Source organism: Psychroflexus aurantiacus, assembly GCF_010820555.1.
GTDB classification, from domain to species: Bacteria; Bacteroidota; Bacteroidia; order Flavobacteriales; family Flavobacteriaceae; genus Psychroflexus; species Psychroflexus aurantiacus.
In genome coordinates, this window is record NZ_JAAIKD010000002.1 from 25710 (window position 1) to 49746 (window position 24037).

Sequence of the window (24037 nt, forward strand, 5' to 3'; positions counted from 1 at the left end):
CTTAAACTAAATTAAATCTACAAGAAATGTAAGATTTCGCCAGCAAACTAGCTTTTTGATAATTCGGGACTCGTATTCTTTTGCTTTTAATTTCGAGCGAAGGCGTATTTTTCAATTTTTGAAGCAGTTTGGAATAATAAATATAAGCGGTATATACCCCCAATTTTGCTTCCACCGGCAATTTTCCGATGCCTCTTAAGCCCGCTTTAAAATCGGCATCGATTTCAGCAATGATACTCGATTTTGTTTCTTCATCCAGGCAGTTCAAGTCTGCATTTGGAAAATAAGACCGCTCCAGTTCTTCGCAGTCTGCTTTTAAATCTCTTAAAAAATTGACCTTCTGAAAGGCAGAACCCAAACGCATAGCGTCATCTTTCAAACTTTCGTAAGCTTCCTCGTCGCCATTTACAAAAACTTTAAGGCACATCAATCCAACAACATCAGCACTTCCATAAATATAAGCTTCATATTCTTCCTGAGTCAGATAAATGGATTTATGCAGGTCTTTTTCCATACTATCCATAAATGACTCATACAAATGAGCATCTATATTGTATTTGTGTACAGTTTCCTGAAAGCTGTTCAAGATAGGATTCAGACTTATCCTCTGGCTAATGGCTTCATACATTTCAGTCTGAAAACTTTTAAAAAGTTTTGATTTATCGTACTCATGAAAGGTATCTACAATCTCATCTGCAAATCTTACAAAGCCATATATATTGTAGATATCCTGTCTTATGGAAGGCGCGAGTAGTTTTGTAGCTATAGAAAAAGAAGTACTATAAGAATTGGTAACCAACTTACTGCAATCTCTGGAAACTGTATCGAATAATGATTTCATTGCGTTAATAATTTTCAATTAATTCAGATACCAATTTACCTGAAATCAATGCTGGAGGAACGCCCGGCCCTGGAACTGTAAGTTGCCCTGTGAAATATAGATTTTTTACTTTTTTACTCTTCAATTTTGGTCTCAAAAAAGCAGTTTGTAATAAGGTGTTTGCCATACCATAAGCGTTTCCTTTATATGAATTATAATCTTTCACAAAGTCATTCACACAAAACGATTTTTTAAATATAATATTTTTTTGAACTTCCTGACTAGTAAGAGATTCAAACCTTGTCATGATTTTGTTAAAATAAGTTTCTCTGAGTTCCTCAGTATCTTCTATGCCTGGAGCAATAGGAACAAGGAAAAATCCATTTTCATGTCCGGGAGGTGCTGTAGTTGGGTCTGTCTTGGATGTAAAATTTGCATAGAATAAGGGTTCATCGGGCCACTTTGGAGTGGTGTAAATGTCCTTAGCATGTTCATCGAAGTCAACATCGAAAAACAAATTGTGATGCTTGACGTTTTCAAGTTTTTTATCAAATCCTATGTAAAATAGCAAAGATGACGGGGCAAACACTTTTTTCTTCCAGTAGTCTTCAGAATATTGACGGTGTTCAGAATCAAGCAGGGTTTCCGTATGGTGGTAATCTGCCCCCGACAATATCGTATCAAATTCCAGGACTTCACCATTTATTTCTAAAGCCTTTGCAGTCTTATCCTCAACTACAATCTTATCGATGTTGGCACTGGTATTCAACTTGACACCTAAAGATTCGGCTAGTTTTACCATGGCCGCTATAACTTCATGAAATCCCCCCCGAGGATGCCAGGTCCCCAGTCCAAAATCTGCATAATTCATAAAATTATAAAACGATGGGGTTTCACTAGGCTTAGCACCCAAAAATAAAACAGGAAATTTTAAAATCTGCTTAAGCTTCTCACTTTTGAATTCCTTTTCAACATCTCTGTCAACGGTACTGAAAAATTCGCCGAGTTTTGATATGGTTTTCGGGGTGACAAGTTCTAAAGGCGAGAGGCCTGGCTTATACACCAGATCTTTAATCGCTATGTCATAATTATGCCGCGCATTGTCTATAAACTTTTTCAGTTTTTTAGCTCCGTTTTTTTCCTCGCGGTCAAAAATTTTGTATATTTTTTCTAAGCTATCTCCAATCTCAATGGTTTCACCACCTTCAAAAACGACCTGGTAACCTGGGTCTAGTTTGTCCAATTCATAATAATCTGAAGGCTTCTTTCCGAAGTCTGCAAAAAAGCGTTCAAACACATCAGGCATCCAGTACCAGGACGGGCCCATATCAAACGTAAATCCTTCGTGTTTAAACCGTCTTGCCCTTCCTCCCAGGCTTTCATTTTTTTCAAAAACTTGAACGGTATGGCCATTTTTGGCTAAATAACAGGCTGCTGCCAGTGACGAAAAGCCAGAGCCTATTACTGCAATCGATTTACTCATGTTATAAATTTAATGTCAATTCTGAAATATCCCTAAATGCTCTGATACCTTCAGGAAGTTTGGTGTTATTTTCTAATAATTCAATAGATTTTCGGCCTAGTAACCAATATTCACACTTTCCATCCGGACATATATGCTCCTTGAAGTTATCGAGGTATTGTGTCAGATTATCCGGTTTTACAGTCAGGTAACTAACAAAAATCGTATTGTCATATAAAGTTGAAAGATAAGTCAAATCTTTCATTGGCAAACTTTGTCCAAGAAATATAACTTTATACCCATGAGATAGGATTTCATAATTGGCATAAAACAAACCGATGTCATGAATCTCTTCATCAGGTAGAAACAAAACAAAGACTTTGTCTGTTTTGGAAGCCTGTTCTTTTTGAAGGCTTTCAATATTGATAAATAACTTCTGCTTAATCAAATTGGATATAAATTGCTCGTGTGCAGGGGTAATCGTTCCAGCCTGCCATAGCATACCAATTTCGATCATAAGTGGAATAAAAACCTCTTCATAAATCTCAGAAAAGGTTTTGTTGATGAGAAGATTTTCATAGGTCCTCAGAAACAAAGGCTGGTCAAAATTCATCATAGCCACTTTCATAGATTTCAGAGCTCTGTTAGAATTGCTTTTACTCGTCGTAATGCTCTGTACAAGTTCTGAAATCTCACTGTCATCCAATTTGGAAATACGAGATATTTTGTAGCCGTTCTCATTCAAAAAAGCAATATTCAAAATTTTCTGAAGTCCGGAGACCCCATAATTCCTGATATTGGTCTCGGTACGTTCAGGTTGTAATACACTGTATCGCTTTTCCCACATACGTATAGTATGTGCCTTAATACCGCTCAACGATTCTAAATCTTTAATGCTGAAATTTTGTTTAATGTTTCCCATGATATTATTTAACAATAGTCAAAAATAGATATAATAATCGTACTTTGTTTAAAAAATCAAGTTAAAACTTAAACAGATAAGCTAAAAATAATTTGAGATGTATTTTAAAATCTAAATTTTATTGGGAAATGTATAGGTGTTGCTGGTAATACAGGCTTTTTAAATCACACCAAAAGTCTGATCAAATAAAGAATAATAAATTTCAAATTTTTTAATTTCGACTCACCACTCACCACTCACCACTCACCACTCTATAGCAAAGCCACATCCAGTCTAAACGGCTCTTCCTCATCGGAGGTGATGCCTAGGGCTTCATGGACATAATCAAATGTAGACAATAGTCTCGGTTGTCCATCTACTAAAGCCACATCATGTTCAAAATGAATACTTGGCTTACCGTCGGCTGTAAGTATCGTCCAGCCGTCCGGCAATTGTTTGATGCGTTTGGTTCCCATATTGATCATGGGTTCTATGGCAACTGTCATGCCTTCTGTAAATTTTTTACCTCGACCTCGTTTACCATAATTAGGCATTTGCGGGTCTTCGTGCATGGTTTTACCTAAACCATGGCCTACGAGTTCTCTTACCACCCCATAGCCATGTTGTTCGGTATGTTTCTGAATGGCGTATCCCACATCACCAACACGGTTGCCCGCTACAAACTGAGCAATTCCTTTATAAAGAGACTCTTTGGTAATGCGAATAACTTTCCTGATCTCCTCATCGACTTCGCCTACTTCAAAAGTATAAGCGTGGTCACCGTAATATTGATTTTTTACAGCTCCGCAGTCTATGGAAACAATATCTCCTTCCTCAAGAGGTGTGTTGTTGGGAATGCCATGAACCACTTGCGCGTTTGGGCTTACACATAAGGTGTTAGGAAAATCATACAGTCCAAGAAATCCCGGAACAGCTCCGTGGTCTCTTATAAATTCTTCAGCCAGTCTATCCAGATGCAGGGTAGTGACTCCTGGTTTTACTTCTTTGGCAAGCATGCCTAGGGTTTTGGATACGATTTGGGCACTTTCGTGCATCAGTTTTAATTCTTCTTTTGACTTGGTAATTATCATTTATAATTTTTTAAAAATAGATTCTAAGAATCCTTTTTTCTTTTTTTTCAAATTTTCAATCTCGCTATCTTCGCCCAGCAATTCCCTGTAAATTTGACCCCAGCCCGGAAACCCGCCGATATTTCTGTCATCTATGAAAATGTCGGCATTTATTTTTCTGCTGATATGCTCGGTATATTCTTCTTCAGGATAACTCTTGTTGACAGCATAAAACTCCAGGCCGTGTGCTTTGCAAAATTCTACAGCTTCTTCCAGCCTTTCACCGCTTCTGTAGGTCCATAGAATGAGGGTAAAGCCACTTTTTTTTAATTTTTCGAGCGTTTCAAAGGCGAAAATCATGGGTTTACCGATGGAAGGATATTTATTTTCTACTATCGTTCCATCAAAATCTATAGCTAAAATGGGTCTTTTAGAGGAAATCATAAGGTTATATTAAAAGTCGTAAACGTGTTTATAATCCTCACCTGAGAAAATTTTAAGAAGATCTTTTTCCAGCGTTTCCTGTGGAAATTCTACAAAGCGATTTATCTCCTTGCCGTTTTCATCGTAAACGATAATCGTTGGCACGTTTAGAATATTGATTTTTTTTCGTTCGTCCTCAGTAGCATTGGGAATGACTTTGTCTCTATCCACACCGACGATTCTCAGGTGATTGAGATCAAAATCCGCCTGATTTAAAATTTTAATCAAATGTGGAAACTCTCTTCTGCTGTCCGGACACCAGGTTCCCATATATACCGAAATGTGAAAATCAGTGTTTTTCAATTCTGATTTTAGTTGATCAATAACTTCAGCATTGGGGGTGTAAGGTTCATATTGAGAATTAAACCAGGTTTTGTTCACTGTAGACTTCAATTCTTCTAAAGTGAAATCCCCAAGTAAAAGTTTATAATCCTGAAGTTCCGTTTTATTATTCCTGGTAAATTCAGAAGAAATAAAACTGGAAAAGCCCAGGCTAAGGGTTAGAACTGTAAGTATTGCGATTATTTTTTTCATTCTAATAATGAGTTTTGAGTCATAAGTTCTGGCTTATCGATACCCATTAAATCTAAAATAGTAGGGGCTATGTCACCCAGTATTCCGTCTTTGATAGATTTGATGTCCTTGTCAACTAAAATGAAAGGAACCGGGTTTGTGGTATGTGCGGTATTGGGCGAGCCGTCTTCGTTGACCATGGTTTCACTGTTCCCGTGATCCGCGATGACAATAACCGAATAGTCTTGTTTCTCTGCTTCAGTAACCACTGCTTTAAGGCATTCATCTACGGTTTCACAGGCTTTTACAGCCGCATCAAAATCTCCAGTATGGCCTACCATATCCGGGTTGGCGAAATTCAAACATATAAAATCGCCGTTTTGTTCTGAAATTTCTTTGACAAGCTTGTCTTTTAGCTCATATGCACTCATTTCGGGCTGCAAGTCGTAGGTTGCCACTTTTGGTGAATTGACCATGATGCGCTTTTCATCTCTAAACGGCTCTTCCCTGCCACCTGAAAAGAAGAATGTGACATGAGGATATTTTTCAGTTTCTGCAGCACGTATTTGTGATTTACCGGTATATTCCAAAACTTCTCCCAGAGTCGCCTTGATGTTTTCCTTTTTGTAAACGACATGTATGTTTTTAAAGCTTTCATCATATTTGGTCATGGTAACGTAATACAACGGAATAGACCTCATATCGTTATCGCGAAAATCCTCCTGAGTCAGCGCTTGGGTAAGCTGTCTTCCCCGATCGGTTCTAAAATTGAAGAAAATCACGACGTCACCCTCCTCGATTTTGGCAATGGGTTCACCATCGGAAGTAATGGCGATAGGTTTAATAAATTCGTCGGATACACCGTCGTCATAGCTTTTCTGTAAAGTTTCCAGGGGAGCGTCGGTATAGGTCTCTGCTTCGCCTTTGACAGTAAGATCGTAAGCTTTTTCAATTCTTTCCCATCGCTTATCTCTGTCCATAGCATAGTATCTTCCAATGATACTCGCCAGTTTGGTGTCTGTTTTTTCAAAATGTGGCAGCAATTCTTCTATAAACCCCTTACCAGAGTGCGGATCTACATCTCTCCCATCTGTAAAGGCATGAACATATTTTTTTGAAATTCCGTAATCCTGTGCAGCAGTAGTCAGGCCTTTAAGATGATTGATATGAGAATGAACGCCTCCATCGCTCACAAGTCCCAGAAAATGCACTGCTTTATCGTTGAGTTTTGCATAATTGAAAGCCTGTTCCAGGACGGGCTCATCTTTCAGTGTGTTTTTTTCTACAGCTCTGTTGATTTTGACGAGATCCTGATATACAATTCTTCCCGCTCCAAGATTCATATGTCCAACCTCAGAATTTCCCATTTGTCCTTCAGGCAATCCCACGTTTAATCCGTCGGTTCTTAAGGTGGCATGCGGATATTTTGTATATAAACTGTCCATAAAAGGAGTCTTTGCCTGATCCACAGCAGAAATCTCTTTGGAAGGCGAAATGCCCCAGCCGTCTAAAATGGTTAATATTACTTTTTTGCCCATAGGAAATATTTTTTGCTAAAATAAGAATTATTGAAAGATACTGAGCCGTGTTTAAGAAGGCATTAAACTCGGATTGATTCCCCATCCGTAGCTTTTGAAATAAGCATCCATAAAAGAATCTGTCATATGGGATTTACCTTCAAACTCTAAATTATCCCAGGCCTTTCTGAAGTTGTGCTTTGACTGTAAGCTCAATAAGGATTTCGCTTTTGGTTGATAAGAATAATGCCAGGGCTCATATTTAAAGCCGGTTCGGTTTTCATCCTGCGTATACACCAATTCGAATCCAAAAGCCCTGCTGTGCTCATCCATCCATGTTTTCAGGTTTGAAAATGCAGCCTCACCGTGGTAATGGTGTTCCAAAAGCAAATCTCCTTCAGGAGCCTGAACAGAGTCATCGATCAAATCTATATCGGTACCCCAGTGGTGACGTGAAGTGCCAGGAATAGAGGAGTAGGTGATGATTTCTGAAATGGCTTCGGCTGGAGATTTGGTCTCGGTAAGCTGATTAAACTTCCATTCCCAAATCGTTTTCTGACGTTCGAAACTTCGGTAAGCTGAAGCTATTTTTAAGTCTATGCCCGCTTTTAAAGCGGCCGACTTCATCGACATAAAAGCTTCATAAGTTTCCGCTTCCAGCAAAATCGATTCTGATTTTAAATGCGACTGACTCAGACCCAGAAGATTTTCTACGTCGATAGCTGTACTGTTGAAAAAAGCAATCAATTCTGAACTCAGTTGAAGTTGAGATCCTATGCCTGCCAAAACAGAAGTCTTTAAAAATCTTTTTCGATTCATCTTCAGTTTAAGTGTTTGTACATCACATAATGCGGACCCACCTCCGGAATATGAAACCGATCTGAAAGGATTTCAAAATTCAATTTTTTATAAAAGCCTACAGCCATTTCTCTTGCGTTACACCAAAGCATCTCCACCTTCATTTTTTTAAGTTCACTTTCAGAAAAACGAACTAATTCCTTTCCTATATCTTTTCCTCGATAGGCTGGATCTACTGCCATTCCTCTCAGTTGATATTGAGAAACCCCTGGCAGATGGTCTGTTTTCGCACGAAATAAACTTAAAATACCAACACATTTAGAATCTGCAAAAGCACCAATATGCTTGGTGCTTTTTAAGTGGTCTCCTTCCATGTGGCTGGAACTTCTTGGTTTGCCTTCTCTAAGGACAAGATGCCTTAAGTCTATGGTGTCATCGGAAGAGATATATTTGACTTCAACTGGCATGTTTTTTAAGAAAGAATGCCGTCTACAATACCATAGTCCAGAGATTCCTGAGCATTCATCCAGTAATCACGCTTAAAATCTTTCATCACCTTATCAAAATCCTGATCACAATTATCGGCAAGAATTTGAGCACTCAATTCTTTGATTTTTAAAATTTCCTGCGCCTGGATTTCAATATTGGAAGCCTGACCCTTGGCACCACCCATGGGTTGATGAATCATAATTTTGGCATGCGGCTGAATAAAGCGCTTTCCCTTTTCACCACCAGACATCAAAATAGAACCCATAGAGGCAGCCAAACCGCTACAAATTGTGGATACCGGGCTTTTTAAGGATTTCATCGTATCATAAATCGCAAATCCATCGGTAACATAGCCGCCTGGACTGTTGATGTAAAATTGAATTTCTTTACTGCTTTCCATATCCAGATACATCAATCTGTCGATGATATGTTTTGCACTTTTACCGTCTACTTGTCCGTTAAGGAAGACTTTCCTTTGTTCTAAAAATTTTTTATCTATTAGATCTTGAACTTTTCCTGACTTATCGCTCATAATATTTTTTTTGAAATGTAAAATTAAAATTATATTCCTAAAGCAAACCAATAATTTGAAGAGTATTAACGAAACACGATATGGATTCTTCAGTATATTAAAAAAGACCTTCTGAAAAGGTCTTTTTTAAAGTCATGTCATCATGATTATTTTACTTTCAATACTTTGGCTTCAGGCATAGCCTGCATAAGCGCTTCATAACTGGACAGGTTTGGATTGTTTTCAGCAAAAGCTGCCGGTAAAATAGCGATTCTAAAGACCTGATTTATTAGAAAATCGTTTGAAACTGTACTGAAATCGACATTTCCATCTAAAAAGAGGTTGACATCAAAAAAAGTATGATTAAAATTATAGACCAACTGACTTCCATCGCCGAAGAAAAAACTATTGGGTAAAGGTGTCCAGACATCTACTAATGTTCCATTGTCTTCGATAACTTCTTCCAACAAATAAACTTGAACGACATCGCTTTCAAAAACTTCAACCTGACTTGGTGGAAATTCATAGAGAAATGAGTAACCATTCTCTGCTGTAAAATCTCCTTCAATTTCCAGGATGGTTCCTATTACGGCATCTCCAGGCTCACCTGCCGGACCTTGAGGCCCCATGGGACCTATTTCCCCTTCACAGCTAACTAAAACTAAAACAAAGGCGAGTAATACACTTATTTTTTTCATGAGTTTTGATTTTCAAAATTAATACTAAGCGAATTGACACAATAGCGCTTTCCGGTTTCAGTAGGACCATCATCAAAAATATGGCCAATATGTCCGCCGCAGTTGGAACATAAAATTTCAGTACGCATCATTCCAAAAGTGGTGTCCTTTTTATATTCGATAGCGCCATCCACAGAACTGTCGAAACTCGGCCATCCACAATTGCTTTCGAACTTGGATTCACTGTCAAACAGCAGTTCGCCACAACCGTTGCAGTAGTACTTCCCGTCTTGAAAATGCGTATTGTATTTGCCGGAGTGCGGAGGTTCGGTCCCTTTTTCTCTTAAGATGTGAAATTCTTTTTCAGAAAGTTTTTCCTTCCAGTCCTGTTCCGTCATTTTTTTGTGATCTGCCATATTATGATTTGTCTTTTGGTATAAAGTCTAAAGCAACTCCGTTAATGCAATGTCTCATTCCTGTGGTTTCTTCAGGTCCGTCATTGAACACATGACCTAAATGGCCTCCACAATCTGCACAAAGCAATTCTGAACGCTCATAGCCTAACTTCATATCAGAACTATAGGCTACACTATTCTCGATAGCTCTGTCAAAACTTGGCCATCCCGTACCACTATCAAATTTATGTTTGGTTTCATAAAGCGGGTTGCCACAGGCAGCACATACAAAGGTGCCGGGTTTTTTCACATCGTTTAAAGGACTTGAGAACGGAGGTTCTGTTCCTGCTTCTCTCAGAATCTTGTATTCTTCATCTGTAAGTTCTGCCTTCCATTCGCTTTCGGTTTTTTGAACTTCAAACTTTTTTGAAGTTTCTTCCTGTTGGGCTTCAGATTTACAGGAAATAAGCACAATCATGAGTAGAATAATCGATAAATGTTTCATTGTTCAATTTTTTTTAAAAGTATAATTTAATCAGTTAGGTCTTGCTAATTTTCACAAATCAATCACATCTTAAATTAAAAGTACTATATTATGACTAGTTTTGATAAAAATTAATACTATGTCTAAGTTCAAATTCTATACCAGTTTTCTTTTATTCATTATTATTCTAAGCTGCGGCACCAATCCGTTTACCGGAAAAAGCACCCTGGCTTTAGTTCCTAACTCGCAAATCTTACCAATGTCCTTTGAACAATACAATAAGGTGTTGGAGGAAAAAGAGGTGGTCAAAGAAGGCGAAGAGGCTCAGATGATTCAACGAGTCGGTTTTAAAATTGCAAACGCTGCCGAACGCTGGCTTAATGAAAATGGATATTCAAATTATACCGATGATTACAGATGGGAATTCAGTCTGATTAAAGATGATCAAAAAAATGCCTGGGCTATGCCCGGAGGTAAAGTAGCCTTTTACACAGGTATTCTGCCAGTGGCCAAAAACGAGGCCGGGGTAGCTGCCATTATGGGACATGAGGTGGCTCACGCGCTTGCCAATCATGGTCAGCAACGTATGAGTGCTGGGCAGATCCAGCAGGCTGCAGGTGCTGTAGGTATGCTTGCCTTAGGTGACGATCAGGAAAGTCAGCAGCTTTTTGCTATGGCTTACGGGATAGGATCTCAGGTAGGAGTTATGCTGCCTTTTAGTAGAAAGCATGAAACAGAGGCAGACAGGATTGGTATAAAACTAATGGCTATTGCCGGCTACAACCCCGAAGAAGCTTCAAGGCTCTGGAGACGTATGCAGGAAAGTTCTGGTGGAGCAGGGCCTCCAACATTTTTGAGCACTCACCCGTCTAATGAAGAGCGAATACAAAACCTTGAGAAATGGTCGGATGACGCTAAAAAAGTGGCCAGAGAATACGGAGTGACCTCCTTTAAAAACTAAGTGTGAAGGAGAAACTTTTACCAAAAGGGCATCAAAAACTCATACATGCCTGGGCGTTTTACGACTGGGCTAATTCTGTTTACCCCTTAGTCATTAGTTCAGCTATTTTTCCTATCTATTACGGAGCACTTACCCTCGCCAAAAACGATCAGGGGCTTGTTGTAAACGATACCGTTCAGTTCTTAGGCTTTAGTCTCAATAATGATGCGCTAATCAGTTATGTGACAGGGTTGGCTTTTATCCTCATTTCTGTTTTGAGCCCGCTACTTGGGGGTATGGCAGATTATATCGGCAACAAGAAAAATTTCATGAAGTTTTTCAATTATCTAGGTGCTGCAGCCTGCATGGGTTTATTCTGGTTTTCTATCGAGAATCTATGGTTTGGTTTAATCTGTTATTTTTTTGGATTAGTTGGATTTTGGGGAAGTATCGTCTTCTACAATTCGTATTTGCCGGATATCGCGTTCAGAAATCAACAGGATAAAGCTTCAGCAAAAGGCTTTTCACTGGGGTATATCGGGAGTGTCATTCTGCTTCTTATTTGTCTGATTTTAATCCAGTTTTACGACAGCTTTGGATTTGAAAGTGAGTCGCTTCCTACCCGCATCTCCTTTATTTTAACAGGAATCTGGTGGTTAGGCTTTAGTCAGTACACTTACGCTTATTTGCCCAAAGGGAACCGGAAAGGACAGGCCAAAACCAAAGATTTAGTACTGAATGGCTTCAGAGAGCTGAAAACCACTTATAAAAAAATAAAATCTTCCTTGGGCTTCGAACCTTATCTTCAGGCTTTCTTCGTTTACAGCATGGCCGTACAGACCATTATGCTGATTGCCACCTACTTTGGTGTAGGAGAAATCCAGTGGGCAGAAGGCGAGTCTACCACGGGACTTATTGTAAGTATTTTGTTGATACAGCTCATCGCTATTGTGGGTGCCAATGCGGCTTCAAAACTTGCAGGTAAGTTTGGAAACATCAATATCCTGATCGCCATTAACATAATCTGGATAGGCATTTGTATCTATGCCTTTTTTATTACGCAACCCCTTCAATTTTATATCACTGCTTTTTTTGTTGGGTTGGTTATGGGGGGTATTCAGTCTCTGTCGAGATCAACTTACTCCAAGTATATTCCGGAGGATGAAAAAGACACAGCCTCTTTTTTTAGTTTTTATGAAGTTACCGAGAAGATAGGAATCGTGATCGGCATGTTTATGTATGGATTTATTGCACAGGTGACCGGCAGTATCAGAAATGCTATTTTATTTTTAATTCTTTTTTTTGCAGGTGGTATTTTCTTACTTTTTAGACTTAAAATGAAAACCAAGACATAACGCATGGCATTTCTTTGGCACCTTACAGCAGTAGAATTGAAGGATAAGGTCCTGGTGACCGGCACCATCCTGAAGAATGAGACTGCTATTGACAAATCACCGCGTTCGATTCTTGCAAATGCCTGGAATGTGCTGAGTTCTTATCGAAAAAAAGCTTACAAAAGAAAATGTATATCTATAAAAACTCAGGAGCAAACGTTTAGCGTGAAAACCGATAAAAAAGGATATTTTTTTGAAATTCTTCCAGTTGAAGACTTCGATGATTTCACGATACATGATGAGGCACAAAACCTGCTTAGTATTGATCAAATTCACCCTTATTATTTTAAAAAGCATTCTACTCCCATAGAAATTATATCGGACATCGATGATACAGTGATTCACTCCCATACTGCTTCCGCTTTAAAGCGGATTTTCACCATTTTATTCAAGAGGCCAAAGCGTAGAAACAAGATATTATTCAGCAATGCCTTACTCGATTTTTTTGATGAAAATAAGTTCAGAATAGCTTATTTATCTAAAAGTGAAAGCAATTTGTTTGGATTGATTACAGCCATATTTAGAGCCAGAGAAATTCCCAGTGGTCCATTATTCCTGACCTCTTACCTCAAATTTAAAGCCTTGTTTAAGCCTAAAAAGGGGAAGCATAAGCAGGATTTCCTCGACCAGCTCATTTCCAATTTACCGGATAAAAAATTTATTTTAATGGGGGATGATACCCAGAGAGATATGGAGGTATATACTGAAGTTGTTAATCGGTATAAGGATAGGATCATCAAAGTTTACATCAGGCAAACTACATTTACAGTAAATGAAAACCAGACAAAACAATGGGAAACACTCCAGGCTACTGGGGTAGATTGCATGTATTTTCAGGACGATGACGACATCAACGTTGAAATTGAAGAGTTGAAGGAATCTTTAAAGATCATATGATGGAAATTCTCTTAGTCATTAACCCCATTTCCGGGGATATCAACAAATCCGACTTCCTTGATTTCGCCAAACGGACGCTGTCTAAATCGAAGATTGATTACCATTTGTACAAAACAACAGGGGATAAGGATTGTGAGGAATTAAATCATCTGATTGGCATTTATTCTCCCAAAAAAGTGATTATCGCCGGAGGTGATGGCACTTTGAATATGTTTTTGAAACCTTTGATCGAGCATAAGATTCAGGTTGGTTTTATACCCATGGGTTCTGCTAATGGGATGGCAGTCGAGCTGGACCTGACAGATTCCCTGGAAGATTTGCTTGTAAAATTCATCAAATCTAAAGAGACCAGACCCCTGGATGTTCTTTCCATAAACGATTCTCATTTGTTACTGCACTTAGGAGATATTGGTGCTAATGCGAACCTGGTTGCAAATTACGATAAAGACGAAAGCCGAGGCATGTTTACCTATGCCAGGCACTTTTGGTCAGAATTTAAAAACCTGAAAAGTTTTGAGTTTGAAATTAAAACAGATCAAAATGAGTATGAGCGGAAAGGAGTGATGCTGGCCATTTGCAATGGTAAAAAATTCGGAACCGGCATTCCTCTTAACTCTGTAGGTAAAATGGATGATGGCTTATTCGAATTTGTGGTGGTAAAGGCTATTGATTTTTCAGACTTACTGAAAGCGGCCTTATCTAAATTTGATGATGATTTTGAAATAGAAAACCTGGAAACCATTCAGGCTAAAACAGCTACCGTAAAATTTAAGCAGCCCAGATTGCTTCAAATTGATGGTGAAATTATGGATGAGTTTACAGAGCTTCACATCAAAGTATTACCCAAAGCACTGCGTTTTATTCAATAAAAAAACGCCAGCTTCGATTGAGCTGGCGTTTTTGATAGTGGTTTCAGTTTGTTTTATTGCCCTTCTTTGAAAGACTCAAACTCACTTGTTGTATTTTCTCTTGGCCAAACATTGTTTGACGTATCTACGTCTGCAGTTTCCTGATTTGGATCCACTACTATTTTTACGATTTCCTTTTCAGAAAGAATGGCTTTTTTTACTTGTGAATCATTTTTTCTCCACACTTGAACAGGGTAGCTGATCGTTTTTGAAGTCCCGTCTGCATACTGAAACTCTACAATAATAGGCATCACCAATCCACCTGGCTTGTTAAAGGTGATTTCATATATATGTTTTGGTGTCTTCATGGCTTCAACCTGTTCCATAGTAAAGTTATCCATCAGATACTCACGAAGCTTGGGTGCGTCTTTCAAAGGATCACCAACTTTCATGGAAGCATCGAAGCTTTCACTGTCTTCAGTCAGCAAATAAACAGCGTCTTGGGTGCGAGGATCCTTTTCTGGATCATTAATACCATATCTTGCCAAAAGCGCTTTGCCTTCCACCGTAGGATTGCTTGTGAGGAAATAGGTTTTGACATCTTCCACACCTATATCCACATAGTCTGTGGTATAGAACCAGCCTCTCCAGTACCAATCCAATTCAACGGCAGACGCATCTTCCATGGTTCTAAAGAAATCTTCCGGAGTCGGGTGTTTAAATTTCCATCGTTGTGCAAAGGTTTTAAACGAATAATCGAATAAATCATGACCCATAACCGTCTCTCTTAATATATTCAAGGCTGTAGCCGGTTTTCCATAAGCATTGTTACCCAGTTGGTAAACCTGCTCCGGATTGGTCATAATGGGTGAGATGTATTCCTGATTTCCCTTCATATAATTGACAATCTTGGAAGGTTCTCCACGTCTTGACGGATATTTTTCATACACTTCATTATTGCCTTGTAAAACTTCAGGATAGGTTTCTGCAAATTCCTGCTCAGATAAATATTGCATAAAGGTGTTAAGGCCTTCGTCCATCCATCCCCACTGTCTTTCATCACTATTCACAATCATGGGAAAGAAATTATGTCCAACCTCATGAATGATGACGCTCATCATACCAAATTTAACCCGGTCTGAAATAAAGCCTTCTTCATCTGGTCGTCCGTAATTCCAGCAAATCATCGGATATTCCATTCCCTGGCTTTTGGCATGTACCGAAATGGCTTTGTGATATGGGTATTGAAAGGTATAATCGCTATAGGTTTTTAAGGTGCTTGCCACAGCTCGTGTCGACCAGTCCTCCCATAAGGGGTTACCTTCTTTCGGGTAAAGAGAAACGGCCATGACGTCCTTATCACCAACTTTTACAGCCATCATGTCCCAGATAAATTTTCTTGAGGTAGCAAAACCAAAATCTCTTACCATTTCAGCTTCAAATTCCCAAGTTTTAGTTCTGGTAGCATTCCTTTTTTCATTGGCAATCGCTTCTTCTTCTGTCACGATTAAAACGGGTTGATCGTAAGTCTCTTTAGCTTTTTCGTAGCGGTCCAGCATGACTTTGCTGAATACGTCGTCTCTGTTTTGTAGTTTTCCGGTAGCATCCAGAATGTGATCTTCAGGGACGGTTATTTTTACGTTATAGTCTCCAAAAGGTAAAGCCCATTCACCGCTTCCCCAAAACTGATAATTCTGCCATCCCTCTTTGTCATTGTATACAGCCATTCTAGGGAAAAACTGTGCCATGACGTAGGCTCTGTTGTCATCTTCTTCAAAATACTCATAACCAGAGCGCCCTCCGTTTACCGTATGGTTATTGATTAAATAATCCCATTCAATAGAAAATTCAAAAGCGTCACCTGGCATAAGTGGTTCTTCTAGATTTATCCTCATCATGGTGTAATTGATCGTGTAGGGCAGAGGCACTCCGTTTTGATGTACTTTTTTAATATTGAAACCACCGTCAAAAGCCGGCTCCATATAAGAACTTACAAAGCTGCCTGCAGGCGTAACAGGAGCAAATTCGCTACTGTTTCTTTCCTTGGCAGGGCTGTCCTTTGCTCTTATATTTTGATCCAGCATCACCCACAGGTATTCTAGTGAATTGGGTGAATTATTGGTATAAGTAATGGTTTCTTTACCGTACAGTGTCGTGTTTTCATCATCCAGAATAATATCCATCTCGTAGTCTGCGGTATTTTGATAATATTGATGTCCAGGAGCACCTGAAGCTGTCCTGTAAACATTTGGAGTTGCAAACTCATCGTAAAGTTGTCTGAACTTATTTTGATTGGTATGACCGGTTTGCTTTTCCTCTTTTTCTTGTTCCTGGGCATATCCAGAAATGGATAAGACAAAAACGGATAATAAAAGACTTGTGTATTTAATCAAATTCATAAGGAGTAAGTATTACAATTTAGGGTTATAATTAAGGGTTCGCTTTGAAATTTCTTTTTCAAGAATAAAACTTTTTTTATAATTATCGGATTTAAAATGAATCATATTTTTTTGTTCTTCATACAAATCCGTCAATATTGAATTTTCGATGCTTAAACGTTCAAAAGAGTCCAGGTTTTCAACTTCCAGAAACAAATAAATCATATCGTCTTCGTATTTCCTTCCCAGATAATTGAACTCCAAAATTCCGGTTTCGGTTTCCAGCACAAATTTATCTCTGAGATACTTTTCTATATACACCTCTATTTCTTCGACTTCCAGACCTGGAATAAGTTTAAAATCCTTGTTGTATCTTTTGTTTAGAACCTCTTCAAAATCATCTGTGAAAACCCTGGAAATAATCTGAAGACTCTGTTCGTTTTGAATATAGGTTATATCCGTCACGCTGAGGTAGAATTCGTGATAAACAGTTGTTGCCGAAGTCAAGGATAACCAAAGGATGAAGGCTGTTAAAAATTTCATTCTGTAATTGCTTTTAATTTGAGATAAGCGATAGCTTTAAGTTTGAGTTCATCTATCAGGGCTAAAGGGTCATTTTGATTTACTATGGACATCGTATTTTGATCTTCGGCGCAAAAATAGGCGAAATCTTCTATATATATCTTTGGTATTCTTAAGTCTTTAGTGATAAGGTCGGAAGTTACTTTTCTCAGCACCTTATTTTTATTGGATTGCACAATAGCGTTTTCCTTTCTTTTTTTAAGCATCTTGGTTTCACCGCTTATCCAGTTGATCAACGGAGCTAAAGGAATACCTCCTGAACTTGTATTTGCGGTATAAATCTCCCGGTCTACTTTGTCTAATTGTCGCGGCACACCAAATCCAAATTGTCTTTGATCTACAAAATCTACCTTGACCTGAGCCATATCCTTGCTTAAATCTCCGGTTAAATCATATGGATTAAGGGTGACTTCCGGAAGTTCGTTGACTTCTAGTTCTAAAAAAATGGAGGTAGAGGTTTGTAAATTGTTTTCTTCCACCTTAAGTGTATAGGTTCTGTGTTGTAAGGAGGTGAATAAAATCGAATCTCCAACATGGGCTCTTATTTTATACTCTCCGTCGGGATTGGATACACTGCCTATTTTTTGATTGATATTGATCACATTTACCTGATAGTCACTAATCGAGTCTGCATAAATCTGACCTTTCAAAAAACTGTCCTGAGCGGTCAAAAGAAAAGGTGAAATCAGAACTAAAAAGAGGAGCTTTTTCAAATTAGTCTTTAGATTTAAATTCTTTTGATTTATCTATGAGAAATCCTATAAGGTCCAGCTCATTTTCTTTCTTAAGCATAGTTTTGGTGAGTCCTTCGTCTTCCACAAAAAAGATGAACTCATTGATACGGTCTTCATCAATATCAAGGTTTTCTTTGAAGAAAGAATCTTTATACATCTTTCTCACCATGACGTCAACATTTTTCGGAAGCCTGTGATCTTCCATTACCTCTCTTGAGGATAAGATGGCTCTGAAGATATTGGCTATATTGAGTCCGTTTTTGATAAAGCGCTGTTCTGTGGTGTAGTTTTCGGTGATGGTTTGCGACCTTACGTAAGGCTGTTCGCCCTCATATTCATTAATCACGGTTTCTGCATCCGGAGCCGCATAAAAAGTGGTTTTCACTTTCCTGGCATCTACCTCAATATTTCCTTCAAGATCATAAGGTCTTACGATGACTTCATCCAGAGTATTTATTTCATCATTGATTTTGACGGTGAACTTTCTCTTCTTGATAATATTTTCGTCTATAATCACTGTGAAATTTTGATATTGAATAGATTCAAATCGCAATCTGTCTCCTTCCCTTACGGGTATACCAAACTGGCCATAGGCATTGGTTACTGTCCCTTGCTTTGAATTCTGATTGATAATCTCAATTTGGGAAGCTTCGCCATCCAGGGGAACGATCACTTCACCGGCTACAAAAACTCTATCGTCTATTTGTGCGCTAAGGTTTTGAATTAAAAAAAGGAATATAAAGGCAGAGATAAGTCTCATATGTTATTTTTTGTACAATCTACTTAAAAATTCAGATACGCAATCCTAATTTTGCTACTAAAGTTATGTTAACTGAGTTCAATTCAATTTAAGTTTCTGTTTTATGCAAGCCATTATCGCCAGTACATCCACTGTTCATGGAAGTTCCTATTTAGAGTATCTCGAACCGGTTCTGAAGAACCACTTTAGGGACATACAAGACCTTGTATTTATTCCCTTCGCAAGGCCCGGAGGAATTTCACATGAGGATTATACCTTAAAGGCAAGAAAAGGCTTAATGTCTTGTGTAAAATCTGTAAAAGGATTGCATGAGTTTTCAGACATGAAACAGGCGATTTCAGAAGCTGAAGCCATTTTTGTAGGCGGTGGAAACACCTTTTTACTGGTAAAACAACTGCATGAACTCGACTTGATGCAGACTTTAAAAGGGAGTATTGAGCAGGGCGCAAAATATCTCGGGACCAGTGCCGGTAGCAATATTTGTGGGGTATCGATGCAAACGACCAACGACATGCCAATTGTTTATCCGCCGTCTTTTGAGACCTTGGGCATTCTCAATTTCAACATCAATCCTCATTATTTGGATCCAGATACCGCCTCAACCCATAAAGGAGAGACCCGGGAAACACGGATTCAGGAATTTCAGACGTTAAATTCTGAAATTGTTGTAGGGCTCCGGGAAGGCAGCTGGATAAAAATCGATAATTTAGAAATCTCACTGGAAGGCCCATGGCCGGCCAGGGTATTTGAACCTGGCAAAGAAGCCTACGAGTTAAGTCCAAACCGACCTATTAAATTTTAAGAAATGGATTATCAAGCAATCTTAAATGTCATTCAAAAAGAATTTTCTCCTCATGAAGATATGGGCAAAGTAGCTGGCTATATTCCGGAACTGGAGAAAGTAGATCCGCTTAAGTTTGGGGTTTACCTGTATTGTCAGGATGGATCTTCGTTTCAGTTCGGAGACAGCCAGGAAAAATTCTCCATACAAAGTATTTCTAAAGTCTTTACCCTGACCATCGCCAAGGAATTGCTGGGCAGGGATTTGTGGAAACGCGTAGATGTAGAGCCCTCGGGAACACCTTTTAATTCTCTTACAGAACTGGAAAGAGAAAGTGGAGTCCCTCGTAATCCTTTTATAAATGCAGGATCTATTGTTGTGGCAGATGCGCTTTTGACAGTCCTGGAGAACCCCGAGCGGGATCTGTTGAAGTTTGTGCGTAAACTTTGCGGAGATGATGATATTTTCTACGATGAGTCGATTTATAAAAGTGAAAAAAGTCATGGGTATCGAAACAAGGCTCTGGTCAATTACATGAAATCCCTTGGGAATATTGAAAATGACACAGAAAAAGTCCTGGAGTTTTATTTTTATCAGTGTTCTCTTGCCATGAATTGTGAGCAGCTTTCCAAGGCGTTTATGCTATTTGCCAATGAAGGTTTGCATTTTCAGACCGGAGAAAAAGTGATCGATAAGCAGAGTGTTAAGCGTGTCAACTCCATCATGCAGACTTGCGGATTTTACGATGAAGCAGGAGAGTTTAGTTTTAGGGTAGGCTTGCCCGGCAAAAGTGGAGTGGGAGGCGGTATCGTAGCCGTGCATCCGGAAAAATATGCCGTAGCAGTCTGGAGTCCAATGCTGAACGAGAAAGGGAATTCTGCTTTAGGAATGAAAGTTTTGGAACGGCTAACCACTCTCACGGGCTTTTCGATTTTCTAAAAAGTCTTTTGTAAGTTTTAAAATTTTATGTTTCGCTGTTAACAAACAGACCAGTATATTTGCAGTATGATAATTTTACCTCTTTTTATTAGTGGCGCAGAAATCGTCTTTATCTTATTTATTCTGATCATGGTTTTCGGTGCTGATAAAATTCCGGAAATCGCCAGATTTTTTGGAAAAACAATGAAGTCTTTCCGCCATGCTACCGATGAAATCAAAACTGAAATCACCAAGCAAAAGAAAGATTACAACTTAGATTTTGATATCCAGAAAGAAGTCGAAGACCGAACCAAAACCTTAGACTCTGAAACCTCAAAATTAAAAGATGAAGTTGAAGATGCTATTGGTCCCATCAAAAGAAGGTTCTGATGGAGCTCAATCCTTCCCGCTGGGATTGGAAACTGATGGTGTATCTGAATAACTTAAGTCCAGATGCCTTAGATTCTTTTTGGACCTTCGTAACCCATACAGAACACTGGATTTTCTTCTATTTTTTTCTTTTACTGCTGTTTTTTTATAAGGCTGACTATAAAAAAGGCTTATTAGGAGCTTTAGTTTTGCTGATGAGTGTTGGTTTTACCCATTTGCTTACGGAGCTTACAAAATTTATGGTGCAGCGAAACCGGCCAAATCTCACCGAAGATATTATGGCCAATCTGAAAATTCTTTACGAACCTACCAATTTTAGTTTCTTTTCCGGGCATGCCTCAACTTCATTCGCAGCCACGGTATTCATTTATCTCGTTTTGAAATCCAGATTCAAATACCTAGGTCTCATTTTTATCTGGCCGGTTCTGTTTTCACTAAGCCGGATTTTTGTCGGTGTACATTTCCCGAGTGATATCATCGTTGGAGCTTTTGTAGGAACGATGATTGCCATTCTGTGTTTCAGATTTTATCACCTTGCTGAAAAAAAATTACTGGGTGTAGGTGATCAAGATAATGCTTAGAACGGCTATCCCGATTCCAAGCCAGTTTTTGGGGATCACGTTTTCTCTGAAAAAGAGAATTCCCAGAATTGTTGAAAGCAGCACTATGCTCACGTTATTGACGATAAAAATACTTGAGCTATCAAAGCCCTCCATCCTGAGCGCTAAAATGAAAAAGTAAATGGAAAAATAATTTGGTATCCCCAGAAGAATGCCTCCTGCGGCATCTTTAAATTTAAAATTCGATTTGCCTCGAAGTCTTCTGACCCCATAAAATATCAGTCCGGTCACAAAGGCGAAGAAAAAGGTGCTGGCAGAAAAAAGCGAAACTTCATTTTCCGGTACATAGGTGTTTTCAAGAAATTTTATACTACTCTCTATGATCCCGCTTCCAAGAAACACCAAAAGCGGAAAAATAAAATACTTCATATCTATACTTAAACCCTCTTTCTTCCTTACAGATACCAGGTAAACAGAGACTAAAGCCATGAGAATACCGATGATTTTCAAGATGCCTAAGGATTCATTGTAGTATAGAATCACAAAAACAACGGGTATGGCTACGCTCATTTTGCTGGCTACCGAGACTACAGACATCCCGCCTTTTTGGGTGGTGATGACCATAAGTGAAAAAACCAGAATAAACATAGCCCCTAAAATCACCGAGCCATAAAACCAGTCTTTGGTTGTAACGGACAAAATTCCTTCAACAGAAAAATTTCCCTGGAGGATAATTCCGAGTACAAAGGCTATAAGATAATTGACAATTAAGGCGTTTAGCGTCGTAATGTTATACTTGCCGAAGAGTTTGAAAACGATATAAATCGCGCTGGAGGATAAAATACTTAAGATTAAGGCTATCAAAACAAATCCGATTTTATAGAAAATAATTGAGTCACTTTTTCTTCACCAGCCTGAAGATGCCAGGTGTGAATACCTATGTTTTTGGCTGTTTGAATGTGTTCCAAAGTGTCATCTACAAACAATGTTTCTTCAGGATTCAAATCGTTCTCCTGTAAAACAAATTCAAAAATGGATTTATCGGGTTTTCTGAAATGAATCTCATGAGAAAGATAAAACTGATCAAAACAGGATTTAAACTCTTCAAAAACTGAAATATGCTTCTTGACCCAGTCGATGTGAAGTGCGTTGGTATTGCTTAGTAAAATGAGTTTGTAAGTCCCTGTGGCTTTTAATGTTTTCAAAAACTCAAGCCGGTCCTTAGGGAAGTCGATTAAAATTGAGTTCCAGGCCTCCTTAAATTTTTCATCCGAAAGTCCCTCGAATTTTTCGGTATAGTGATGTATAAACGCATCGGATGAAATCAGGCCTTTTTCATAAGATTTGTTGATTTTAATGGATTCAGAATCCAATTCAGAAATCCCTAGCTGTTTTAAATGCTCAGTCGTTGCAGATTTATTTAAAGTGAGAAATACATCTCCAAAGTCAAATAGGATGGTTTTAATCATTGTAAAAGTAATTCAGTTGATCGCCTTCTATCTCCGTTGTGCTGGAGGCTTGCCTGTTTAGACGTGGTCCTTTTGTGCCGTTTTCAATTTCATTTTGTCCCGTAAAGACTCTGGCTTCGTCCCACAGGTCAGAATCGATAAACTTCTGTAAGGTTTTGCTTCCGCCTTCAATGATGACCGATTGAAGTTCGAGTTGATACAGCTTATCTAGGATTTGCGGCAGTAAATCGCTCTCGAAATCCAGGGGCTCAAAGCTTAAATTTTTTTGATTCTCAGCCGTTGAGGTGTTGTGATGAAACACCACCGTGGGCTGCGAAGTATCCAGGATTGACAGGTGTTTTGGTAATTTCAGGGATTTATCCAGAACTATGCGCGTAGGGTTTTTTCCGGCCCAATGTCTTGTATTCAGTTTTGGATTGTCCTTCACAGCCGTTTGCGTTCCTATTAAAATTCCCTGTTCTTCACTTCTCCATTTATGCACAAGCTGCTGGGAATAGGGGTTCGTTATCCAGAAAATGCCACCTGCTTTTTGGTCTGCAGGAGCGATGAAACCCTGCTTAGTTTCAGCCCATTTCAAAATGATGTAAGGTCTTTTTTTTCTGTGAAAAGTAAAAAATCGCCTGTTCAAGGCCTCGCATTCTTCTTCACAAACCCCCACGACAACATTCCTGCCGGCAGCAAGTAATTTTTGAATGCCCTTTCCGGCTACTTCCGCAAAAGGATCTAGCGTTCCTATAACGATGTTTGGTATTTTTTTGGCAATAATAAGATCGCTGCAGGGTGGTGTTTTTCCATAGTGACTGCAGGGCTCCAGAGTTACGTAAAGCGTTGATTTTTTCAGCAGGGATTGGTCTTTTACGGCTTGTATGGCTCTCACTTCGGCATGGGCATCCCCTGCTTTGATGTGCCAGCCTTCACCAATAATGGTGTTATCACAAACAATGACACAACCCACAAGCGGATTGGGATAGGTGGTGCCCAGTCCGTTTCTTGCTAGTTCAAGACATCGGTTGATATAAAATGCGTTTGTTTTCACTGCGTAAAAATAGAAAAAGACTTAAGCATTCAGCTTTTCTTTAATTCGTTTTATGAAATTAATTGAGATCTTTTTTTGTGATATTACCAGATCTGATGCAGCTATAAAATTCGATGTATAAAAATTTCAATTTTTAAATGCAGATAGGCCTATAAGTCTAAAATTCATTTAATTTTGTTTGCGTTCTCAGGTTCTATCTAAAACCCTGGAAGTTAAAATTAATACACGTA

The 24037-nt window shown here is 38.8% G+C and carries 28 protein-coding genes; 8 read left to right on the forward strand and 20 right to left on the reverse strand.

Annotated features, from left to right (window positions below; all coding sequences use genetic code 11):
- Position 1: 1 nt before the first annotated feature.
- The 13 genes from G3567_RS02740 to msrB (G3567_RS02800) form a co-directional block, all read right to left on the reverse strand.
- Positions 2–841, reverse strand: a complete 840-nt coding sequence (locus G3567_RS02740) for a phytoene/squalene synthase family protein (protein ID WP_164003802.1) — start codon at positions 839–841, stop codon at positions 2–4.
- A gap of 4 nt (positions 842–845) precedes the next feature.
- On the reverse strand, positions 846–2303 hold the full coding sequence (locus G3567_RS02745; protein ID WP_164003803.1) for a phytoene desaturase family protein: 1458 nt from the start codon (positions 2301–2303) through the stop codon (positions 846–848).
- 1 nt (position 2304) lies between these two features.
- Positions 2305–3204, reverse strand: coding sequence for a MerR family transcriptional regulator (locus G3567_RS02750; RefSeq protein ID WP_164003804.1), 900 nt, complete (start codon positions 3202–3204; stop codon positions 2305–2307).
- A 251-nt stretch (positions 3205–3455) separates the two neighbouring features.
- Positions 3456–4274, reverse strand: coding sequence for a type I methionyl aminopeptidase (map, locus tag G3567_RS02755; protein WP_164003805.1), 819 nt, complete (start codon positions 4272–4274; stop codon positions 3456–3458).
- The gene (locus G3567_RS02760) at positions 4275–4697 is read right to left on the reverse strand and encodes a BT0820 family HAD-type phosphatase (RefSeq protein ID WP_164003806.1); all 423 of its coding nucleotides are present in this window, start codon (positions 4695–4697) and stop codon (positions 4275–4277) included. It abuts the gene before it with no gap.
- Between the two features lie 9 nt (positions 4698–4706).
- Positions 4707–5270, reverse strand: coding sequence for a TlpA family protein disulfide reductase (locus G3567_RS02765; RefSeq protein ID WP_164003807.1), 564 nt, complete (start codon positions 5268–5270; stop codon positions 4707–4709).
- A complete protein-coding gene (gene gpmI / locus G3567_RS02770) occupies positions 5267–6787 on the reverse strand; it encodes a 2,3-bisphosphoglycerate-independent phosphoglycerate mutase (RefSeq protein WP_164003808.1) in 1521 nt (506 codons plus the stop codon). Before gpmI ends, G3567_RS02765 begins: the two co-directional genes overlap by 4 nt.
- 51 nt (positions 6788–6838) lie before the next feature.
- On the reverse strand, positions 6839–7585 hold the full coding sequence (locus tag G3567_RS02775) for a M15 family metallopeptidase (protein ID WP_164003809.1): 747 nt from the start codon (positions 7583–7585) through the stop codon (positions 6839–6841).
- Positions 7586–7587: 2 nt separating this feature from the next.
- Complete coding sequence (locus tag G3567_RS02780; RefSeq protein WP_164003810.1) at positions 7588–8031, reverse strand: GNAT family N-acetyltransferase; 444 nt, start codon at positions 8029–8031, stop codon at positions 7588–7590.
- A 5-nt stretch (positions 8032–8036) separates the two neighbouring features.
- Positions 8037–8585, reverse strand: coding sequence for a ClpP family protease (locus tag G3567_RS02785; RefSeq protein WP_164003811.1), 549 nt, complete (start codon positions 8583–8585; stop codon positions 8037–8039).
- Positions 8586–8731: 146 nt separating this feature from the next.
- A complete protein-coding gene (locus G3567_RS02790) occupies positions 8732–9262 on the reverse strand; it encodes a hypothetical protein (RefSeq protein ID WP_164003812.1) in 531 nt (176 codons plus the stop codon).
- The gene (gene msrB / locus G3567_RS02795) at positions 9259–9657 is read right to left on the reverse strand and encodes a peptide-methionine (R)-S-oxide reductase MsrB (protein ID WP_164003813.1); all 399 of its coding nucleotides are present in this window, start codon (positions 9655–9657) and stop codon (positions 9259–9261) included. The genes G3567_RS02790 and msrB (G3567_RS02795) overlap by 4 nt, the downstream gene beginning before the upstream one ends.
- Before the next feature lies 1 nt (position 9658).
- Positions 9659–10141, reverse strand: a complete 483-nt coding sequence (msrB, locus tag G3567_RS02800) for a peptide-methionine (R)-S-oxide reductase MsrB (protein WP_164003814.1) — start codon at positions 10139–10141, stop codon at positions 9659–9661.
- A gap of 118 nt (positions 10142–10259) precedes the next feature.
- Here msrB (G3567_RS02800) and G3567_RS02805 point away from each other — a divergent pair, with 118 nt between their 5' ends.
- The 4 genes from G3567_RS02805 to G3567_RS02820 are packed head-to-tail and all read left to right on the forward strand — an operon-like array spanning position 10260 to position 14220.
- Positions 10260–11081: a M48 family metallopeptidase gene (locus G3567_RS02805; protein WP_164003815.1), complete on the forward strand. Its 822-nt coding sequence runs from the start codon at positions 10260–10262 to the stop codon at positions 11079–11081.
- Positions 11082–11083: 2 nt separating this feature from the next.
- On the forward strand, positions 11084–12415 hold the full coding sequence (locus G3567_RS02810) for an MFS transporter (protein WP_164003816.1): 1332 nt from the start codon (positions 11084–11086) through the stop codon (positions 12413–12415).
- 3 nt (positions 12416–12418) lie between these two features.
- Positions 12419–13351 (forward strand): phosphatase domain-containing protein, encoded by a 933-nt coding sequence (locus G3567_RS02815; protein WP_164003817.1) that lies wholly within the window; start codon positions 12419–12421, stop codon positions 13349–13351.
- Positions 13348–14220, forward strand: coding sequence for a diacylglycerol/lipid kinase family protein (locus G3567_RS02820; RefSeq protein WP_235923454.1), 873 nt, complete (start codon positions 13348–13350; stop codon positions 14218–14220). The genes G3567_RS02815 and G3567_RS02820 overlap by 4 nt, the downstream gene beginning before the upstream one ends.
- A 53-nt stretch (positions 14221–14273) precedes the next feature.
- Here G3567_RS02820 and G3567_RS02825 read toward each other — a convergent pair whose 3' ends face one another.
- From G3567_RS02825 to G3567_RS02840, 4 genes are read right to left on the reverse strand one after another with little or no spacing between them, the layout of a single operon-like run.
- The gene (locus G3567_RS02825) at positions 14274–16598 is read right to left on the reverse strand and encodes a M1 family metallopeptidase (RefSeq protein ID WP_164003818.1); all 2325 of its coding nucleotides are present in this window, start codon (positions 16596–16598) and stop codon (positions 14274–14276) included.
- A 12-nt stretch (positions 16599–16610) separates the two neighbouring features.
- Entirely contained in the window at positions 16611–17120 is a 510-nt protein-coding gene (locus tag G3567_RS02830) for a DUF6702 family protein (RefSeq protein WP_164003819.1), read from the reverse strand.
- Complete coding sequence (locus G3567_RS02835; protein ID WP_164003820.1) at positions 17117–17872, reverse strand: hypothetical protein; 756 nt, start codon at positions 17870–17872, stop codon at positions 17117–17119. The genes G3567_RS02830 and G3567_RS02835 overlap by 4 nt, the downstream gene beginning before the upstream one ends.
- Before the next feature lies 1 nt (position 17873).
- Positions 17874–18653 (reverse strand): peptidase associated/transthyretin-like domain-containing protein, encoded by a 780-nt coding sequence (locus G3567_RS02840; protein ID WP_164003821.1) that lies wholly within the window; start codon positions 18651–18653, stop codon positions 17874–17876.
- A gap of 103 nt (positions 18654–18756) precedes the next feature.
- Between G3567_RS02840 and pepE the strand changes: the two genes are divergently transcribed.
- The 4 genes from pepE to G3567_RS02860 all read left to right on the forward strand — a co-directional run bounded on the left by pepE (position 18757) and on the right by G3567_RS02860 (position 21323).
- Positions 18757–19455 (forward strand): dipeptidase PepE, encoded by a 699-nt coding sequence (pepE, locus tag G3567_RS02845; protein WP_164003822.1) that lies wholly within the window; start codon positions 18757–18759, stop codon positions 19453–19455.
- 3 nt (positions 19456–19458) lie between these two features.
- Positions 19459–20373 (forward strand): glutaminase, encoded by a 915-nt coding sequence (locus G3567_RS02850; protein WP_164003823.1) that lies wholly within the window; start codon positions 19459–19461, stop codon positions 20371–20373.
- A gap of 66 nt (positions 20374–20439) precedes the next feature.
- Entirely contained in the window at positions 20440–20742 is a 303-nt protein-coding gene (locus G3567_RS02855; protein ID WP_164003824.1) for a Sec-independent protein translocase subunit TatA/TatB, read from the forward strand.
- Positions 20742–21323: a phosphatase PAP2 family protein gene (locus G3567_RS02860; protein WP_164003825.1), complete on the forward strand. Its 582-nt coding sequence runs from the start codon at positions 20742–20744 to the stop codon at positions 21321–21323. Before G3567_RS02855 ends, G3567_RS02860 begins: the two co-directional genes overlap by 1 nt.
- On the opposite strand, the gene G3567_RS02865 is transcribed toward G3567_RS02860, so the two are convergent.
- Genes G3567_RS02865 through ribD form a run of 3 tightly spaced genes read right to left on the reverse strand, consistent with a single transcriptional unit; the run spans position 21291 to position 23807 of the window.
- Complete coding sequence (locus G3567_RS02865; RefSeq protein ID WP_164003826.1) at positions 21291–22166, reverse strand: EamA family transporter; 876 nt, start codon at positions 22164–22166, stop codon at positions 21291–21293. The two genes, G3567_RS02860 and G3567_RS02865, sit on opposite strands and share 33 nt — an antisense overlap.
- Positions 22163–22771, reverse strand: a complete 609-nt coding sequence (locus tag G3567_RS02870; protein ID WP_164003827.1) for an HAD family hydrolase — start codon at positions 22769–22771, stop codon at positions 22163–22165. Before G3567_RS02870 ends, G3567_RS02865 begins: the two co-directional genes overlap by 4 nt.
- Positions 22764–23807 carry a bifunctional diaminohydroxyphosphoribosylaminopyrimidine deaminase/5-amino-6-(5-phosphoribosylamino)uracil reductase RibD gene (gene ribD / locus G3567_RS02875; RefSeq protein WP_164003828.1) on the reverse strand — a complete coding sequence of 348 codons (1044 nt, stop codon included), beginning with the start codon at positions 23805–23807 and terminating at the stop codon, positions 22764–22766. The genes G3567_RS02870 and ribD overlap by 8 nt, the downstream gene beginning before the upstream one ends.
- Positions 23808–24037 lie beyond the last annotated feature (230 nt).

Excerpts from the sequence above, each read along its gene's own strand:
- msrB (WP_164003814.1), bottom strand. The coding sequence starts at position 10,141 with ATGAAACATTTATCGATTATTCTACTCATGATTGTGCTTATTTCCTGT.
- G3567_RS02855 (WP_164003824.1), top strand. The coding sequence starts at position 20,440 with ATGATAATTTTACCTCTTTTTATTAGTGGCGCAGAAATCGTCTTTATC.
- G3567_RS02785 (WP_164003811.1), bottom strand. The coding sequence starts at position 8,585 with ATGAGCGATAAGTCAGGAAAAGTTCAAGATCTAATAGATAAAAAATTT.
- G3567_RS02850 (WP_164003823.1), top strand. The coding sequence starts at position 19,459 with ATGGATTATCAAGCAATCTTAAATGTCATTCAAAAAGAATTTTCTCCT.
- G3567_RS02840 (WP_164003821.1), bottom strand. The coding sequence starts at position 18,653 with ATGAGACTTATCTCTGCCTTTATATTCCTTTTTTTAATTCAAAACCTT.
- G3567_RS02860 (WP_164003825.1), top strand. The coding sequence starts at position 20,742 with ATGGAGCTCAATCCTTCCCGCTGGGATTGGAAACTGATGGTGTATCTG.
- G3567_RS02775 (WP_164003809.1), bottom strand. The coding sequence starts at position 7,585 with ATGAATCGAAAAAGATTTTTAAAGACTTCTGTTTTGGCAGGCATAGGA.
- G3567_RS02740 (WP_164003802.1), bottom strand. The coding sequence starts at position 841 with ATGAAATCATTATTCGATACAGTTTCCAGAGATTGCAGTAAGTTGGTT.
- gpmI (WP_164003808.1), bottom strand. The coding sequence starts at position 6,787 with ATGGGCAAAAAAGTAATATTAACCATTTTAGACGGCTGGGGCATTTCG.
- G3567_RS02750 (WP_164003804.1), bottom strand. The coding sequence starts at position 3,204 with ATGGGAAACATTAAACAAAATTTCAGCATTAAAGATTTAGAATCGTTG.
- G3567_RS02815 (WP_164003817.1), top strand. The coding sequence starts at position 12,419 with ATGGCATTTCTTTGGCACCTTACAGCAGTAGAATTGAAGGATAAGGTC.
- map (WP_164003805.1), bottom strand. The coding sequence starts at position 4,274 with ATGATAATTACCAAGTCAAAAGAAGAATTAAAACTGATGCACGAAAGT.
- msrB (WP_164003813.1), bottom strand. The coding sequence starts at position 9,657 with ATGGCAGATCACAAAAAAATGACGGAACAGGACTGGAAGGAAAAACTT.
- G3567_RS02765 (WP_164003807.1), bottom strand. The coding sequence starts at position 5,270 with ATGAAAAAAATAATCGCAATACTTACAGTTCTAACCCTTAGCCTGGGC.
- G3567_RS02790 (WP_164003812.1), bottom strand. The coding sequence starts at position 9,262 with ATGAAAAAAATAAGTGTATTACTCGCCTTTGTTTTAGTTTTAGTTAGC.
- G3567_RS02780 (WP_164003810.1), bottom strand. The coding sequence starts at position 8,031 with ATGCCAGTTGAAGTCAAATATATCTCTTCCGATGACACCATAGACTTA.
- G3567_RS02820 (WP_235923454.1), top strand. The coding sequence starts at position 13,348 with ATGATGGAAATTCTCTTAGTCATTAACCCCATTTCCGGGGATATCAAC.
- G3567_RS02870 (WP_164003827.1), bottom strand. The coding sequence starts at position 22,771 with ATGATTAAAACCATCCTATTTGACTTTGGAGATGTATTTCTCACTTTA.
- G3567_RS02760 (WP_164003806.1), bottom strand. The coding sequence starts at position 4,697 with ATGATTTCCTCTAAAAGACCCATTTTAGCTATAGATTTTGATGGAACG.
- G3567_RS02805 (WP_164003815.1), top strand. The coding sequence starts at position 10,260 with ATGTCTAAGTTCAAATTCTATACCAGTTTTCTTTTATTCATTATTATT.
- G3567_RS02830 (WP_164003819.1), bottom strand. The coding sequence starts at position 17,120 with ATGAAATTTTTAACAGCCTTCATCCTTTGGTTATCCTTGACTTCGGCA.
- G3567_RS02745 (WP_164003803.1), bottom strand. The coding sequence starts at position 2,303 with ATGAGTAAATCGATTGCAGTAATAGGCTCTGGCTTTTCGTCACTGGCA.
- G3567_RS02825 (WP_164003818.1), bottom strand. The coding sequence starts at position 16,598 with ATGAATTTGATTAAATACACAAGTCTTTTATTATCCGTTTTTGTCTTA.
- pepE (WP_164003822.1), top strand. The coding sequence starts at position 18,757 with ATGCAAGCCATTATCGCCAGTACATCCACTGTTCATGGAAGTTCCTAT.